We start from the raw sequence: 16835 nt of genomic DNA, 5'->3' as shown, positions 1-16835 counted from the left end.
AGGGTTGGAAAAAGATGAAGCTAAAGCGTATATCGAAACTGGTCTATCAACATGCCGGGCATCCACATGCCGCCCAGCGATCGCCGCTCATAGGTACCCACTGCCGGTAAAAAGGTGAGGCGATCGCTCAGTGCAATCAGCCCTTCGCCGAGAAAACGATAAAATTCATCATCAAACCGCAAATTTTCTATCGGGGCGACAATCTCACCGTCTTCGACCCAAAAGCAGGCATAGCGGGTCATTCCGGTGATCCGTCCGGCGGTCAAATCGCTCCAGTTGAGGTAGTGCAAGTTAGAGAGGTATAGGCCAGTGCCCAGCTCGGCGAGCACCTGGTCAGTGTGTAGCTGGCCCGGCGCTAAAGCAGGTGCCCGCAGGGTCTCCCTGGCATTGGCGGCGTTGCTGGGCTGGCCGTATTCTTTGGCGCTGCGGGCATTAACCAGTGAGGTATTCCAGCGGCCTGCCTGAATAATAGGAAGCTGGGTTGGGGCTACCTGACCACTGGTATTAAACCGGGGCACGCCTGCCCGCTGAAAATCTTCACCGAGTGAGAACTGCTCAGAGAGGATGGCCTCACCCTGCTCTAGCTTGCTAAAGGCGCTATTGCCCTGGCGCAGAGCAGCTTCGCCCAGTCCGCCGTAGATAACGGTTTCCATCAAATCGGCCACCGCTGCTGGCGCTAAATAAGTGCGATAGCGTCCTTTAGGAATTGCTTTGATCGGACGCAGGGATAGTGCGAGCTGCTGCTGGGCGGCAGCGATGTTTTGCTGGTAGGTTTGCCGGTGCCAGTGGCGGCCCGCCAGCGTGCCTTTGACGGCCTGGTGGGGGCGATCGCCAAACAGAGAATAGTCCAGGGTAAAAGACGAGGTCTCAAACCAGTGGCGCTTGCCCGCCGAGTCGCTGTAAGCCCGGTAAGAGAGTCCGGCTGCATAGAGTCCCGAAAAATCGAGCATCTGCACCGGACTGAGCAGCGTCTCGGCGATCGCCTTGGCAGGCAGCAGATCACCCCCGCGCACTTCACGGCTGCGTCCATTGGCAGGCACATCAGCAGGCGACGGCAGCACAATGTACGGGTCGACAGGCAGATGAGGCAGCTCTGCCTGTAGGGTCGTCAAGGCTTGCTGAGCGATGGCCCAATCTGTGTCAAATTCGCCGATAAAAGGAACAGTCGCAGCAGCAGTCTGAGTCGCTGTCATCAGCGTTAGCCGCAGTTGCCCGTCGCATACTTGACCGGTCTGCCGCACTTTAGCCTGGTTAAAGCGGGTGAACTGGCTGTCTTCGCCGGCGATAGAGAGGGTGAAATGGTGATCGGGGGAGAGGCGATCACCCACAGCTTCGGTTAAGCGATTAAACACCGTCTCGTAGCTGCTGCGAGCGTGATGAGTGCTACTGGCAGCGCTATCCGCCGACGGGTGGGTACTGACATCCGACGAGCGTAAGGTCATGATTGCGCGCCTCCAAACACTTCGATCTGGTCAAAAGCGCAAACGGGTGAAGCGTGGCCAACGCGAATGAGCTGATTGGGTTCACCCTTGCCGCAGTAGGGAGTGCCGTACATTTCCAGGGTTTGGCGATCGCCCACTTGGGCCAGACTGCCCCAAAACTGAGGCGTCGTCGCCCGGTAGTTAGGATTTTTTAGGGTCGTTGTCAGCTGCCCGTTTTCAATTTTGCGAGCATACTCACAGCCAAATTGAAATTTGTGACGCTGATCGTCAATTGACCAGGATCGATTCGATTCCATATAGACACCGTTCTCAATGCTGCCGATCAGCGTGTCAAAATCGGTCTCGCCGGGCTCTAGGTTGATATTGGCCATGCGGTCAATCGCCGGACGATTCCAGCTACAGGCGCGGGTACAGGCTACACCGGGTACCTGCAATCGGGCCTGACTCTCTAGCCCGCCTAAGCCCCGCTCTAAAACACCCCTGCGAATCAGGTGCTGACGCTCAGCTGGCGTACCCGTATCGTCAAAGCGGTAGCTAGCCAGTTCGCCAGGCATCGTCGCGTCAAAGGTAACGTTCATGAGCGGCGAGCCATACACCAGGCTACCAAAGTCTTGAGGCCGCACAAAGCTGCCCCCCGCATAGTTGCGCTCGTCTCCCAAAATCCGGTCTAGCTCCAACGGATGCCCGACGCTCTCGTGGAGCTGCAGCATCATCTGGTCAGGCGCGAGGACGAGGGTGGTCGCAGTATCGGGGCAGTCTGGTGCGCTCAGCAGTTCTACAGCCTGTTCGCCAATGCGCGTCGCCCTTTCCTCAGCGCCGGCCAAAATCTCCCAACCGCCCTGATAGCTACGGGCTAGATAGCCATTGTCTGTGCGCGATTGGGTGACGCCCGGGGCTTGGGCGATCGCCCCCAAATGGCTCTCTAACAGCATCAGTTTTTGATAGATCTTAGAGCCATTGCTGCTGACAAACCACGACTCCACCTCGTGAGTACGGGCAGCAGCAATAGTCCGCACGACCGCCGCCGACACCTTGAGCTGCGCGCATAGCTGACGCAAAAGATCATTAATTTCGCTCACACCTAGTCCGCTCAGGGGCTGTTGATAAGGCGAAACGTATTCTCCAGTTACCGGCGGGCGGACAGCCTGGGTGAAGCGATGAAGAGTCCAGCGGCTGGCGGCGACTGCCTGGCGATAGGCGCGGCTGGCGGCGGCCTGCAAAGCCTCTGTAGTCAACCGGTTGGTGGCGCTGTAGCCAAATTGTCCTTGAGCCAATACTTCTATCATGGCTCCCTGATTCAGTCCGGTTTCGTTTTGCTGAGGATGGCCGTCGCGGACGGCTCGCCAACTGCTGGTCTCCCGCATGGCCCGAATGCCAATCCAATCGGCGGGAAGGTCAATTTGCTCAAGGGTCGCGATGAGATGCCCAATCATAAGAAATTTCGAGACTCGCAATAGATGCCTGTAGATGCTCGTAGCTGGCGGCGGGGATTGCCCACTTCTAATCATGCCTCATCACGTTTCGGCCTGGGTCAACAAATGCCATCCCTAGTGTTAAGGATTCTGAGGCGACTGACGGCTTCCTTAGCGTCATTATTGATTGACCACCTCGCTGCCCTGCATAATATTTTATTAGCCATTGTGTAATTTTTGGATTATAAATGATTCTACTGTTTGCCTTATGGCTTATAAATGAAGTCATAAGGCAGATATTGTCTCTAAAAATAAGCACATGGAATTCGATGAGCTAGATTGCAAAATCCTGTCGATCTTGAGTCGTGAAGGGCGGGTGCGGTGGTCAGCTCTAGCTGAGCAACTAGGGGTATCGGCTCCGGCGATCGCCGACCGAGTACGTCGATTAGAAAAAGAGGGCGTAGTGACAGGCTACGCAGCTCGGCTAGATGCTGAAAAGCTGGGTCTCAGCCTCAGCGCATTCGTCTTGGTGATGCTAGAGCATCCTCAATACCGCCAGCGCCTGATCGACTATGTGCAAGCCTGTGAAAACGTGCAGTCTTGCCACCACATAGTCGGCGAGGGCGACTACCTGCTGAAAATTTGCTGTCGCTCTACTGCCGATCTAGAGCGCATTCTTAGCGAAGAGCTCAAAGCCCTGCCGGGTATTCAGCAAACCCGCACCACAATTGCGCTCTCAATGGTTAAAGACACGGCTGTTCTACCGATTCTGTAAGTCGCTCTTAGCTGCATTACGAGCCACCTTTGCTAACACCTGCTAACTCATCAGCCGTTTGAGGATAGATTATGCTGCTATTTATTTTATTAAAGGGAATTTTGCTGGGACTGGCGATCGCCGCCCCGGTCGGCCCGATTGCGCTGCTGTGCATTCGCCGAACGCTGACTCAGGGGCGGGTGGTGGGGCTGGTGTCTGGCTTTGGCGCGGCGACAGCAGATGGTTTGTATGGTGTAGTCGCGGCGTTTGGGCTGACTGCCCTGTCTGATCGTTTAGTCGCCAACACCGATTATTTGCAGCTCATAGGCGGTCTATTTCTCTGCTATCTGGGCTTAACGACCTTTCGGGCTAAACCGGCGATCGCCCTGACCCAAAGCGACTCGCTTAACGCCCCCACGAGCACTGCTAACCTGACCGTCCTCAGCGCCTACGGCTCCACACTGGCGCTCACGTTAACTAACCCGGCTACCGTCCTTTCCTTTATTGCTATTTTTGCCGGTTTAGGTATTACGCAGACATCCTATCTGAGTTCTGTAACCCTTGTGTTTGGCGTATTTACGGGCTCAGTCCTATGGTGGCTCATGCTAGTGTCTGGGGTAACCTATCTGCGCCGTCAGCTAACGCCGCAGCGACTGTTTCGCTTCAACCAGAGCGCTAACAAAGTTTTTGGGGCGCTGATCTTTGGCTTTGGGGTGGTTGCCCTGCTGGCTTAGCTTGCGCTCAATTAGACAGCTTCAAAGAAACCGATAAAACAGGTCTCCAAACATGGTTTTGCTGCATCAGCGCTGGCAGAGAGGCTGGCAGAGATACGTTGGGTTTGGGTTGGCGATCGCCCTCGCCTTTTGCCTAATCACTGGAGACTTTGCTCACGGCTGGCAGCCGTCGGGCCACGGGGCAGCGGCTCAGGCTCAGACACTAGACAATCTGCGGCAGCAGCGCGATCAAGTCGATCAGCAGCTCAAGATCTATGACCAGACTGACCAGCGCTACCAAACCGCTGAGCAACAAGCCGATCAGCAACTGCGCGATCTCTCTAAGACAATTCAGGGTACCGACGCCTGGATTAGCGATACCGAATATCAGCTCGGCGAAGCTGAGCGGCGGCTCAATCAGCTCCAGGCCGACCTCACAAGCAACCAGCAAACCTACGAAGAGTCGCGCACGGCAGCAGTGGGTCGGCTCCAATTTATGCAGCGTCAGCAGGAGGCTCAAGGCTGGGCGCTGCTGCTACAAAGCCAAAATCTGAACGACTTTTTAGATCGGCGCTACCGGCTGAAGCAGGTCTATCAAACCGACCGGACGGCACTGATGGCGCTAGAGGCAGCAGCAGCAGAGCTGGTCGCTCAGCAAGAAGGGGTCGAGCAGCAGAAAAATTCTATTGCTCTCTTGCGCCAGCAGCTCATGGCGAGCCGTCAGCAGTACGCCGCTCAGGTACAGCAGCAGTCTGAAATGATGACCCGCCTGCAGGAAAACCGAGGGGCGCTATCAGCGGCCATTAACCAGCTAGACAAAGACTCTGCCAATCTGACCGAGCTGATTTTAGAGCGAGTAGCCGCCGCCGATGGCATCAACTCCAAAATGGCCAGAGAAGAAGCCCTGCGCGCCGCTCGCTCTTCTGGCCGCATGGTGCGCCCTAGTCTAGGGCCGATCACCAGTCAGTTTGGCCGGCGCTTCCATCCTGTTTTAGGCTACAGCCGTTTTCATGCGGGTACTGACTTTGGCGCGGCGCATGGCACCCCAATCCTGGCGGCTGAGTCGGGGGTGGTGATTTTTGCGGGCTGGTATGGCGGCTACGGCAATGCGGTGATTATTGACCATGGCGCGGGAGTAACGACGCTCTACGGTCACGCGAGTCGGCTCAATGTACAGGAGGGGGAAGCGGTGAAACAGGGCGATGCGATCGCTGCTGTTGGCACAACCGGGCTCTCTACCGGCCCCCATCTGCACTTTGAAGTTCGGCACAATGGCGAGCCGACTGACCCAATGGCCTTTCTCTAATCTAGCTGCTGTCGATTGCCCAAGCTTCTGATCTCTGACAGGCTGACTTTTGGGCAGGGGGCGGCTAGTCTATGGCTATGAGATATCGGATCTTTAGCTATTTATCAGGCGCGATGACTGTGCTTATCGCCTCTAGCGCCTATGCGGACACGCCATCTGTAGAGATGACCCTACCGGATGCGCCGCTTAATCTGTCGCCTGAGGTGATTGAGCAAAGCCCGGTGCTGCAGCGCTGGCTAGAAGCCATTCCCGATGTGCAGGCCGATATTCGCAACGATCCGAGCTTCAACACCCGAGTGCAGGCGGGCTATAGCTTTTTCCCGTCTTCTGAGGGGACGGGCGGCTTCGCTGTGGGGGTGGATGATTGGTTTATTGGCAGTACGCCGCTCACCGTGAGCGCTGACTATCAGCAAAATTTTAGGGGCGATCGCCAATCCTACGGCGCAGATTTGCACTACTATGTGCTGCCACTGGGCAGATACTTCAACGTAGCGCCGACACTGGGCTATCGCCATGCCAGGGCCGGTGATGACTATCAGGTGAGCGGGGCCAATGTGGGCGTGCGGCTGCGATTTGTGCCTACCCGGACGGGCGCTGCTGATTTGACGCTGGATCAATCTTGGGTGGTGGGTGACAGCGAAGGGCTGGGCATCACTCAGCTCAATGTGGGCTATGCCTTTTCTCAAAACCTGCGCCTCTCGACTGATTTGGAATGGCAGCGGACTGCTGATGAAGGGGATAGTCGGGTGGGGATTAGTTTGGAGTGGTCGCCGTAGGGGAAGGGGGAACGGGAGACAGGAGACAGGAGACAGGAGACAGGAGACAGGAGACAGGATGGAACAGCAGACTATGAGGGTGGTTCGATGCCGAGCCAGCGCTGGTAGATTTTGGTGTAGGTGCCGTCTTCTATCAGGGTGTCGAGAGCGGCGTTGATGACGTTGAGGCGATTTTCTTCGGAAGTGGCTTTGGCTTTGCGATCGCTTTTTTCCTCCACTGGGTCACTGTCTTCTCTCTCTGCTTCAGGATCGGTGGGCCGCACGATAATACCGAAGTCGTAGGTTTCTATCAGCTCGCCCATTTGCTGCACGCCCGCCACGCTATCGGTTTTTAAGCCGTCCAGTAGCACCGGCAGTGTGACCAGTGCAACGTCGGCGTTCCTGTCTTCTACGGCTTTTAACGTGTCTGATGCTGCGTCGAATGTGAGAATGTTTGATCCTTGAATGTCAATCGCTAGCCGTGCGCCAGCAGTCTCTAACTGGACGGCGATGGTTTTATCTCTCAGTGCTCTCAGGCTGTCGAATTGTTCATTCTCCGGCAGTGCCACAATCGCAATGCCAGAGCGAAAATAGGGCTGAGAAAAATTCGTTGGTTCTACTCGCGCCGGGAGGATCGGAATTGCGCCGATGGCAACGTCAATACTGCCTGCCTGAACCAGGGGCGCTAGCGCATCAAAGGGCTGAGGCTTTATTTGTAAGGTCGCGCCGCAGGCAGCACCGATGGCTTGAATCAAATCGACATCAAAGCCTACTAGCCGATCGCCTTTTTGGATGACAAAGGGGGCTACGCCAGGCGCGATCGCCACTCGCCACTCGTCTTCAGCCGATGGCGGCTCTGAAGAAGATTCGGCGGCAGCGACAGAGCTAGCCGCTGCCTGAGTATCTGACTGAGGAGTGGATGGCTCAGCGGTTGATGGCTCTGATACTGACTGCTTAGAGCTTAACCGGCGATAAGCCGTCACTGCGCTGGGGAGCCCGGCCACTATCGCTAGCCCAATCAGCCCGCGCTTTAGAGATTTTTTTAAAAATTGCGATCGCCTCACAGTATCCTCACTGTCCTATTTGCGCCCCTGTCCTGACCGGTGAGCCGCGCTCGGTTTTCCGGCCTGGCATGGAGTCACCCTTCAAGAGTTTACGGTTCAGCGGCGACGCTAGATCTGACAATCGATCAAAAAGCATAATAAAATCACGGAGGCAAAACCACATTGACAGCTCATTCCTTCCTGACAGCTCATGGCAAAACATACCCAGGCCCATATCTCTAAGACCCTGCCTAAAAATGAGAGTGCTTTTACGCGCGATCGCACCCTCAAGCAAACCGAATACTACATGGGAGCCAAGCTCTTAGAAATCGGCGTTAACCCTAATAAAGGCGTGATCTATCGCTGGTCTACTGTAGACAAGGGCAACAGCGAAGAATGGACGTATAGTGCCTACTGGGGCGACTCTCGCGAAAAGCTCGAATCCGAAGAAGCCAATACACCCGACTAGGCCGACGGCGAGGCTATCTACTGGCGGCGTCTGCGCTCACTCGGCGGGTCTCGGTCACGCCCAAAAGACAGTCAGACAGCGGCTGATTATGTAGCACCATCGTCGTTGTGGTGTTTTGCTCAAAGCCAATGCGCTCGTAGAAGCTCTGCTGATGGGTGGTCATTAAGTAGGTGCGCTCCACCCGGTTCATATGAGGGTGAGCAATCAGCGTTTCGACTAATCTACGGCCCAGGCCCACGCCCTGGTAGTCAGGATGAATCACCACGTCCCAGATAGTGGCGCGAAAACAGCCATCAGAGGTGGCGCGAGCAAAGCCAATTAGCCGCTGATCGCCCCAAGCGGTGACCACCGGCTTACTGTGAGCGATCGCCTTCGCGATATCATCAGCCTGGCGATGCTCAGCCCAAAAAGCCGCTGCTACAAATAAATCGCATAGCTGAATCAGCTGACTTGGACTCAGCATCTCTGTATAGCGAAACTGAATATGCCGACTGTCCATATCGCTCCTCTCTAATAGGCGTTGAGAAATGGGCATTGAGACTTGAGATGCAGATAAACATCCCTAATCTTTAATTGATGTAAATCTAACTTGATAATAAAGACAGTAACGGCGTTTTTTCTGCGATCTCCGCAAAAGTGACGCTTTCATGACTAAATAATTCCACTGAGGTCTGATGAGAGCGATCGCCTCCTACCCAGCCAGTCCGTTCAGACGCGCTTGATCATTCCTTGCTTATCACCCGAGCGATCCTCCATGCTCTGTTTTCTTCGGCCCTTTTCATTTAAGACTCTGCTGATGGGCCTACTGGCTTTTGCCATCAGCAGTCTCTTGGGCATTGGCCTAGCCCGCGCTGTGACCGACCCTTATGGCATGGTCGATCCAGTAGACGACCGCTATGCTGCTGGCTACAGCCTCTATCTCAGCCAGTGCGCCACTTGCCATGTCGCTTTGCCTCCCGCCGTACTGCCTACTCAAACCTGGCAAACGCTCGTTATCGACCCCGCCCATTACGGTGTGGCTCTACCTGCAATTACCCAGTTTGACCAGCAGCTCATGATCAACTACCTGCAGGTATACTCACGCGCTCATCAGGGCCGCGAATCGGTGCCCTATCGCCTTGAAGAGTCGGCTTATTTTCAAGCGCTACATCCCAATGTCGCCCTGCCCCAGCCGCTCAATCTTGGCAGCTGTGTGGGCTGTCACCTCGGAGCAGCCGAGCAAAATTACAGAGGCGCAGCTAAGCAAGGTTACAGACCCAGGTGATACCATAAGCGCTGTAGGGTAACCCGCCCGGATACCGCCTTCCGAGAGGGCATTTTCTCCCCATAAGATTAGATACAATTAAACGTGAGGACTCCCTGTGCCTCCCGCCCGTCGTTTCTCCGGCTTGACATGCTAAAAAGACTCTTAGGCGATCCTAACGCCCGTAAGCTCAAACGATATCAGCCCGATGTCAAGGAAATAAACCTGCTGGAAGAAGACATGCAGGCGCTTTCGGATGATGAGCTAGCTGGGAAAACGGTTGAGTTTCGGCAGCGCCTGGAGAAGGGTGAAGATATTGAAGACTTGCTAACCGAAGCTTTTGCCGTTGTGCGCGAAGCTGCGAAACGGGTGCTCGCACTGCGCCATTACGACGTGCAGTTAGTCGGCGGCATGGTGCTCCACGACGGCCAGATTGCCGAGATGAAAACCGGTGAGGGCAAAACCCTGGTTTCTACGCTGCCTGCTTACTTGAATGCGCTGTCGGGCAAAGGCGTCCATATTGTGACGGTAAACGACTATCTGGCCCGCCGTGACGCTGAGTGGATGGGCCAGGTCCACCGCTTCTTGGGGCTGAGCGTCGGTTTAATTCAGCAGGGCATGAGCCCCACTGAGCGCAAAAAAAATTACGCCTGCGACATCACCTACGGCACCAACAGCGAGTTTGGCTTTGACTATCTGCGTGACAACATGAGCACGCAGATGGCCGATGTAGTGCAGCGCCCGTTTAACTTCTGCGTCATTGACGAGGTGGATTCGATCCTGGTTGACGAGGCCCGCACGCCGCTGATTATCTCAGGGCAGGTAGAGCGCCCTGGCGAAAAATATACTGAGGCCGCCGTCGTTGCCGCTCAGCTAGAGAGCGACGAGGTGGACTACGAGGTCGATGAAAAAGCCCGTAACGTGCTGCTGACCGATGAGGGCTTTGAAAAAGCTGAAAATCTGCTCAACGTTACCGATCTATTCGACCCTAAAGACCCCTGGGCCCACTACATATTCAATGCTATTAAGGCAAAAGAACTGTTCACTAAAGATGTGAACTACATCGTTCGCAATGACGAGATTGTCATTGTCGATGAATTCACTGGGCGGGTGATGACCGGTCGCCGCTGGAGCGATGGCCTACACCAGGCGATTGAAGCGAAAGAGCATGTCGAGATTCAGCCAGAAACTCAAACTCTGGCTTCGATTACCTATCAAAATTTCTTTCTGCTCTATCCCAAGCTTTCAGGAATGACGGGTACGGCCAAAACGGAAGAGGCCGAGTTCGAGAAAATCTACAAGCTAGAAGTCACGATCATCCCGACCAATCGCCCTTCTCAGCGGCGCGACCTGGCAGACGTGGTGTACAAGACTGAAAACGCTAAGTGGGATGCGATCGCTCAAGAATGCGCTGACATGAATGAAACCGGTCGCCCGGTGTTGGTGGGTACCACTAGCGTGGAAAAATCTGAAGTCCTCTCACTTTTGCTCAGCGACCTCAACGTTACCCACAACCTGCTTAACGCCAAGCCCGAGAACGTAGAGCGCGAGTCAGAAATCGTCGCTCAGGCCGGGCGGCGTGGCTCGGTGACTATTGCCACCAACATGGCCGGACGCGGTACAGACATCATCTTGGGTGGTAACGCCGACTACATGGCCCGGCTCAAGGTGCGAGAGTACTTCATGCCCCGTCTGGTGAAGCCTGAAGATGACGAAAAGTTTGGCGTGGCTCAAGTTGCGGCGGCTAAAAGCGGCAGTCAGGCTCAGGGGTTCGCTGGTGGCAAGAAGCCAAAGACCTGGAAGGCGTCTCCTCAAATTTTCCCGACCGAGCTTTCGCCCGAGCTAAAATCAGTGCTCAAAGAAGCGGTGTCTTTTGCCGTCAAAACCTATGGGGAGCAAAGTCTGTCTGAACTTGCTGCCGAAGATAAGATCGCTGTGGCTGCCGAAAAAGCCCCAACCGATGATCCGGTGATTCAAAAGCTGCGCGACGTTTATAATCAGGTGCTCAAAGTTTACGAAAGCATCACTTCGACAGCCCATGACGAAGTAGTCGAACTTGGTGGTCTGCACGTCATTGGTACCGAGCGTCACGAGTCGCGCCGGGTAGACAATCAGCTCAGAGGCCGGGCAGGCCGTCAGGGTGACCCGGGTTCGACGAAGTTCTTCTTGAGCTTAGAAGATAACCTGCTGCGGATTTTTGGCGGCGATCGCGTTGCCGGACTCATGAATGCCTTCCGCGTCGAAGAAGACATGCCGATTGAGTCAGGAATGCTGACGCGATCGCTTGAGGGCGCACAAAAGAAGGTTGAAACCTACTACTACGACATTCGTAAGCAAGTCTTTGAATATGACGAAGTAATGAATAACCAGCGCCGCGCCATCTACGCCGAGCGACGACGGGTGCTAGAAGGAGATGCGCTCAAAGAGCTGGTGCTGGGCTATGCCGAGCAGACTATGAACGACATTGTTGAAGCCTATGTCAATCCAGAACTGCCCTCAGAAGAATGGGATTTAGAGAGTGTTGTTGCTAAGGTGCAAGAATTTGTTTACCTGTTGGCCGACCTCACCCCCGATCAGCTCGAAAATCTCTCGATGGGAGAAATCAAAACCTTCTTAATTGAACAGGTACGAATTGCTTACGATCTCAAAGAGGCTCAGGTAGATTCGATCAAGTCTGGGCTGATGCGAGAAGCTGAGCGTTTCTTTATCCTTCAGCAGATCGACAGCCTCTGGCGCGAGCACCTTCAGCAGATGGATGCTCTAAGAGAAACCGTAGGGCTGCGCGGCTACGGTCAAAAAGATCCGCTGATTGAGTACAAGAGCGAAGGCTACGAAGTCTTTCTCGATATGATGACCGGCATTCGCCGCAACGTTGTCTATACGCTCTTCCAGTTCCAGCCGCAGCCGCAGCCAGCGGTCAGACAGTCGGAGCAAAGGGTATAAAACGGCGATCGCCCTTCCCCTCTCGGCCATCTCTGCTTTTTGACAAAGATGGCCCCATATTAATACAGAGGATTACAGCGATCGCCGCAGCAAACTAATCGCCTCTCCTTGCGTCGTGGTTAAAATGATCTGTTCGCCAACGGGCATCACCGGGCTCCACAGCACTGTTTCGGCATAGTTCAAAACGTGGAGCTGATGGATGGCTTGCTGGATAGCCTCGGGAGTCCCTAGCAGAATGTGTCTCAGTTCTTCTCTGTGCGGGCTGCTGCTAAAACCGGGCCCAATTCGCAGCGCGGCGGGTGCGGTCTGTCTGCCCTCTGGGTCAGGATTCAACAGATCGCTAGTGAGATAAGCGGTCGTTTTCATGGTTTCTCCAGTGTGGTGGTTAGAAAAACCCAAAATTTAGCCACCCCAACTTGCTAAGAGTCAGGGTGGCTATGGCATCATGACCATAACCGCCTTGCTGGTCTCGTCAGCGAGGGGGCGAGCAGTCAGTGATTGTCCTACCAATCATTGGCTGCGACTGCTAAATTTTCGGGCGGTTGAGCGATCGCGCCTTACACGCAATAGCTGTGAGACTTAGAGTACCAGTGTTCTTTTAAAAACGTCAACTATCTTTGACAGGGAATCTTGGCAATTTCGCCGCTTGATAATCGCTCGTAGAATGGATGTTATGTACAAGGCCCAATCTATTGATACGTCGGTCGAGGCGGATCGGTTTGTGTTTCAGCTGTTGCGACAGAAGTCGAATAGCGATCGCCTAGCCATGTCAGCCGCGCTCAGCAGAGGGGCGAGAGAACTTTCTCTCATGGGCTTAAAACGGACATTCAGCGAGCTAAGCCCCAGCGACTTTGCAAAAAAGGTTGCCTTTGTTTGGCTAGGGCATCAGTGGCCACCCGGCTTTGCATTTAGAGGAAAGCCTATGAATTGGATTCAAGACTCACTACAGCTAGCGAGGCAGCTACACCCCATCTTCGAGCAAATAGGCATTGCGTATTACATCACTGGTGGTGTCGCTGCGACCGCCTACGGCGACCCTCGCACAACGCGAGCTCTCGATGTTGTACTCAACGTCAGTAAATCGGATATGGCTACTTTGGTTTCAGCATTAGAAACTGCCGGATTTTATGTTCCTGGCGTGGAGGATATCATCTCAGGCAGAATGAGAACGCTACAAATCATTCACCAGGAAACAGTGATGCAAGCTGACTTAATCCTGTCAGGGGAGGAATCCTGGGATACTGTCAAGTTTGAACGGAGACGGCTAGAAGGTGAGCTTTACTTTATCTCGCCAGAAGACATTGTGCTCAGTAAGCTTTTGTGGCGAAGGCGATCGCGCTCCGAAACACAGTGGAGAGACATTCTCGGCGTTCTTAAGGTACAGCATGAAAGTTTAGATTTTGAATACTTGAGAGAATGGGCTGATCGTTTGGCAATGAGTGATGATTTAGCTCAGGCTTTTCAAGAATCGGGTGTGGGTTAATGGGCGATCTCGCTCAGCAAAAATCTAGCTCGTTGCCAATTTTATTGCATTTGACTATCCTGTTTCCCAAACACATCACCTTAAGAGAAAAGGCGCTCAACACAAAATCAGAAAATGTTTCTGGTTTTGTGTCAACTCTCTACCACCGAATTTAAGTACTAAAACTATCCGATATACCAAATTCCTGATGAAGGAATTCCAAAGTTTCCCTTTGACCAAGTCTGCATAGTGTACCTCGGTGAACAAACGCACCAGGGAAGAAACGCGCCTGTTCTCTTTTGTATGTTTTGAGCCATTTTATACGAGCAACCCAATCTGAAATTTCTAGGTTATTCTTGTCTTTATGCTCTTCAAATCTAACCGTTGCCAAGGTTTGTTCAAGCAGAGGTACGTCTCTCGCCATGAAATCCTTAACCGGAACGGCGTTCTCAACGACTTTGCCGTAGCCGACATAGCCTGCACCGGCTATGTATGCGTAAACAACGTTACCAGGCTGTAGTTTCTGTATAGCGTCTCTGTATTTTTGACCGCCGCCAGCGCTGATACATCCATATCGCAAGCAGTCCTCCCATAGAAGATGTCCTTGTCTCTCCCCTATGTTGACAAACCAGTCTCCTGCCCAGCCAAATTTCTCACGCAGAAACTCTAAAGTCCTCTTGTTCCTCAACTTGCAAACGACATTCGGATTTGCAAACGCACCTACAAATCGCTGAGGGTTATCCTTTGGAAAAGTCTTGAGCCACTTTATACCAATAACCCATTCCGAAAGTTCTAAGTTATCGCTGTGCTCACTGGGTTTTTCCGCTTTCAAATCCAGGCTGAGTAGGGGCATCTTCTCTCTCCCTACAGTAAAATCTTTGATAGGAACAGCTTGTTCAGTAACCTTGCCTAAACCGACATAACCCAATCCAGAAATATACGCATAGATTGTGCTGCCGATCTCTAATTTTCTCAGGGCATCTGAATATACTGAGCCTTGGCCCGCACTAATAAATCCATACTTTACGCAGTCATCCCAGTCTCTGTGTACACCTTCACCTACGTTGACAAACCAATCGCCAGCCCACGCTAGGTTTTGCAGTTCTGTGCCGTCAATCTTACTGTTGTCAGAGGCGAGATCGTCGTTTACGCTTTCTGTTATAGAAATTGTTGTAGAAAGATCTAAAGTTTGAACTGACGATCTACTATCCTCCACATGTATTGAATCTGAACCGCTTGCAATCATATCCTCGAAGAAATGAGCGGAGGGCAGTCTACCCTCTCTCACGTCAGCAGATTGAAGTGCATAAACGTTGAACCATACCGAATCCCCTTCTAGAAGGATCGGAAATATTTTCTTGTTCAAGCTTACGGCAAGAGCTAACTCACAATTCACCCAATGAGACTGGTTGGAGCGGGGTGTCATTACGAGTACAAATGCCCGACAAGCTCTCAGATTTGCCTCAATCACTTGCTGCCACTGAGCGCCATAATTAATGTGATTGTCTAGCCATACAGACAATCCTCGACTTTCAAAAGCTTTTACTAGCCCTCTGACGTAAGCCTCATCTGTATGGCTGTAGCTAATAAAAATTGACGGTGGCGCGTTAGTCATTTTATATAATTTCCTCTGACCTGCAAAATAACTTCCTTTTCGATCTGAAATTTGAACCTTCGTACCTGTACCGTAACGTGCTTGACAGGGCTCGTCAGCTCAATCTCAAAACACTCTTCTGGCGTAAAGTGCGGCCCTTGAATTTTACTGGCAAACCTCCTTCATCGCCTCGTCATCCCAGGCATTCGGCAGCCTTCGCAGAACTCGCCATCAAAGACTATTGACATTCTCGTACAAAGATTCTATCGGGCAAGTAAAGCCGATGCACTTGAACCTGACTTGATCTTTAGCCCGATGAATGTGAGGTAGCCAAACATCTTTTTCAATATCGCGAGAAAAGCGCTCCACCACCATCTGTCGCTGATGAATCAACGCATACTCCTCTAATGAAGGAATCGTCTGATAATCGGCAAACTTATCGCCCCGGTCAAAAGCAGCGCTCGACTCAGAAAGCACCTCAATAATCAGCTTGGGATACACGATAAAGTCCTGATCGCCGCTGCCCTCGGTCTCATCGCAGGTTACCGACTGATCCGGATAATAAAATACGCCCAGCTCCGGCATATACACCTTCATTCCGCCAGAGTGCGAAATGCAGCCCGTCCCCCGCAGGTGATTTACAAATAGGGCGGTCAGGTTATCGGTAATGACTTCATGCGCCCTGGTCGCACTAGCGATCGCGAGCACATGCCCTTGAATGTACTCATGCTTAAATTTACTGCTGCGCTCAAGCTCTAGATATTTCTCGGGCGTGAACTGAGCCGCCCGCCGCCTGCTGATGATCATGGGTTTCCTACTAAAAACAATAGAAAACTATATCACTCTACTCAGCCGTCAAATGGCCTCTAGATCTGAATCGATGCCTGCTTGAGAGTTTCTAGTAGCCACTGGGCGATCGCTCCATTATTCTCGTGTGCAGTCAAAACGGCGGTGTTCGTGTAATATCCAATCTCACCCTTGATCTTCTAGAAACTGCTCAGCCTTCTCATACAAAAATTCTATGGGACAGGTAAAGCCGATGCTCGCCAGCTCAACCTTCTCGCCCACTCGATATGTCTGCGCCAACCACAGGCCGCTAGCTTTGCGCCAAAAACGTTCCACTAAAACTTGTTTTTGATGAACTAGCGCATACTCTTCTAGCTCTAGAATATTCTTGTAATCTGAAAATTTTTCTCCTCGGTCAAAGGCTTCAGTCGAATCAGACAGCACCTCAATAATCAGCTTAGGATGCTGAATAAGCGCACTGTTTGAAGCTTGATCCCGCTTGTCACAAGTCACTGCTAAGTCAGGATAGTAATATATGCTTCCCTCCAAAAACTCGACCTTGATGTCAGTGGCATAAGTAACGCAATCTCCCGACCCGCGCAGATGATTAAACAGCAGCCCCGATAAGTTACCCACGATAGCAACATGCGCTTTTTTTGCTCCCGCCATCGCAAAGACAAGTCCCTGCCTGTATTCATGCTTGACTGAGCTTTCGCGCTCAAGCTGTAAATATTCTTCTGGCGTAAAGTAAGGCCCGCTGCTTTTACTGGCAATCATCGTCTGTCGCCCTAGCGTTGTCTGCGTAAAAAACTATTTTCTCTGGCTTGATCGACTATTGAGCGATCGCCCCATCATTCTCAGTTTACGATAGCCCCAAATTCTCCTCAACGACCGCCATTCCCAACCCCAGCAG

Annotated in this window: 16 protein-coding genes; 8 read left to right on the top strand and 8 right to left on the bottom strand. The window is 52.9% G+C overall.

Annotated features, from left to right (window positions below):
* Positions 1 to 20: 20 nt before the first annotated feature.
* Together CKL79_RS02260 and CKL79_RS02255 are read right to left on the bottom strand one after the other, a co-directional pair.
* Positions 21 to 1442, bottom strand: coding sequence for a metallopeptidase TldD-related protein (locus CKL79_RS02260; RefSeq protein WP_121967943.1), 1422 nt, complete (start codon positions 1440 to 1442; stop codon positions 21 to 23).
* Positions 1439 to 2875, bottom strand: a complete 1437-nt coding sequence (locus tag CKL79_RS02255; RefSeq protein WP_121967942.1) for a TldD/PmbA family protein — start codon at positions 2873 to 2875, stop codon at positions 1439 to 1441. The genes CKL79_RS02260 and CKL79_RS02255 overlap by 4 nt, the downstream gene beginning before the upstream one ends.
* A gap of 298 nt (positions 2876 to 3173) precedes the next feature.
* Between CKL79_RS02255 and CKL79_RS02250 the strand changes: the two genes are divergently transcribed.
* The 4 genes from CKL79_RS02250 to CKL79_RS02235 all read left to right on the top strand — a co-directional run bounded on the left by CKL79_RS02250 (position 3174) and on the right by CKL79_RS02235 (position 6403).
* Complete coding sequence (locus CKL79_RS02250; protein ID WP_121967941.1) at positions 3174 to 3629, top strand: Lrp/AsnC family transcriptional regulator; 456 nt, start codon at positions 3174 to 3176, stop codon at positions 3627 to 3629.
* 71 nt (positions 3630 to 3700) lie between these two features.
* Positions 3701 to 4342 carry a LysE family transporter gene (locus CKL79_RS02245; protein ID WP_121967940.1) on the top strand — a complete coding sequence of 214 codons (642 nt, stop codon included), beginning with the start codon at positions 3701 to 3703 and terminating at the stop codon, positions 4340 to 4342.
* A gap of 52 nt (positions 4343 to 4394) precedes the next feature.
* Positions 4395 to 5627 (top strand): M23 family metallopeptidase, encoded by a 1233-nt coding sequence (locus CKL79_RS02240; protein WP_121967939.1) that lies wholly within the window; start codon positions 4395 to 4397, stop codon positions 5625 to 5627.
* Between the two features lie 71 nt (positions 5628 to 5698).
* Entirely contained in the window at positions 5699 to 6403 is a 705-nt protein-coding gene (locus CKL79_RS02235) for a hypothetical protein (protein ID WP_240518598.1), read from the top strand.
* Between the two features lie 71 nt (positions 6404 to 6474).
* Here CKL79_RS02235 and CKL79_RS02230 read toward each other — a convergent pair whose 3' ends face one another.
* Positions 6475 to 7446 carry a transporter substrate-binding domain-containing protein gene (locus tag CKL79_RS02230; protein WP_121967938.1) on the bottom strand — a complete coding sequence of 324 codons (972 nt, stop codon included), beginning with the start codon at positions 7444 to 7446 and terminating at the stop codon, positions 6475 to 6477.
* A gap of 190 nt (positions 7447 to 7636) precedes the next feature.
* Here CKL79_RS02230 and CKL79_RS02225 point away from each other — a divergent pair, with 190 nt between their 5' ends.
* A complete protein-coding gene (locus tag CKL79_RS02225) occupies positions 7637 to 7894 on the top strand; it encodes a hypothetical protein (protein ID WP_121967937.1) in 258 nt (85 codons plus the stop codon).
* Positions 7895 to 7907: 13 nt separating this feature from the next.
* Here CKL79_RS02225 and CKL79_RS02220 read toward each other — a convergent pair whose 3' ends face one another.
* Entirely contained in the window at positions 7908 to 8393 is a 486-nt protein-coding gene (locus tag CKL79_RS02220) for a GNAT family N-acetyltransferase (RefSeq protein ID WP_121967936.1), read from the bottom strand.
* Between the two features lie 297 nt (positions 8394 to 8690).
* On the opposite strand from CKL79_RS02220, the gene CKL79_RS02215 reads away from it, so the two are divergent.
* Positions 8691 to 9158: a cytochrome C gene (locus CKL79_RS02215; RefSeq protein WP_205878963.1), complete on the top strand. Its 468-nt coding sequence runs from the start codon at positions 8691 to 8693 to the stop codon at positions 9156 to 9158.
* Between the two features lie 129 nt (positions 9159 to 9287).
* Positions 9288 to 12080, top strand: coding sequence for a preprotein translocase subunit SecA (gene secA, locus CKL79_RS02210; RefSeq protein ID WP_121967934.1), 2793 nt, complete (start codon positions 9288 to 9290; stop codon positions 12078 to 12080).
* Between the two features lie 72 nt (positions 12081 to 12152).
* On the opposite strand, the gene CKL79_RS02205 is transcribed toward secA, so the two are convergent.
* Complete coding sequence (locus CKL79_RS02205) at positions 12153 to 12446, bottom strand: hypothetical protein (protein WP_121967933.1); 294 nt, start codon at positions 12444 to 12446, stop codon at positions 12153 to 12155.
* Positions 12447 to 13002: 556 nt separating this feature from the next.
* Between CKL79_RS02205 and CKL79_RS02200 the strand changes: the two genes are divergently transcribed.
* Entirely contained in the window at positions 13003 to 13563 is a 561-nt protein-coding gene (locus CKL79_RS02200) for a hypothetical protein (protein WP_205878962.1), read from the top strand.
* 151 nt (positions 13564 to 13714) lie between these two features.
* On the opposite strand, the gene CKL79_RS02195 is transcribed toward CKL79_RS02200, so the two are convergent.
* The 3 genes from CKL79_RS02195 to CKL79_RS02185 form a co-directional block, all read right to left on the bottom strand.
* Positions 13715 to 15157, bottom strand: coding sequence for a toll/interleukin-1 receptor domain-containing protein (locus CKL79_RS02195; protein ID WP_121967932.1), 1443 nt, complete (start codon positions 15155 to 15157; stop codon positions 13715 to 13717).
* A gap of 210 nt (positions 15158 to 15367) precedes the next feature.
* Positions 15368 to 15943 carry a Uma2 family endonuclease gene (locus CKL79_RS02190; protein WP_121967931.1) on the bottom strand — a complete coding sequence of 192 codons (576 nt, stop codon included), beginning with the start codon at positions 15941 to 15943 and terminating at the stop codon, positions 15368 to 15370.
* A 165-nt stretch (positions 15944 to 16108) separates the two neighbouring features.
* The gene (locus tag CKL79_RS02185) at positions 16109 to 16699 is read right to left on the bottom strand and encodes a Uma2 family endonuclease (RefSeq protein ID WP_121967930.1); all 591 of its coding nucleotides are present in this window, start codon (positions 16697 to 16699) and stop codon (positions 16109 to 16111) included.
* Between the last annotated feature and the right edge of the window lie 136 nt (positions 16700 to 16835).

Source organism: Leptolyngbya sp. BC1307, from assembly GCF_002286735.1.
Taxonomy (GTDB): domain Bacteria; phylum Cyanobacteriota; class Cyanobacteriia; order Phormidesmidales; family Phormidesmidaceae; genus Phormidesmis.
The sequence above is the reverse complement of the archived record's forward strand: the minus strand, read 5'-3'. Positions and strand labels throughout refer to the sequence as shown.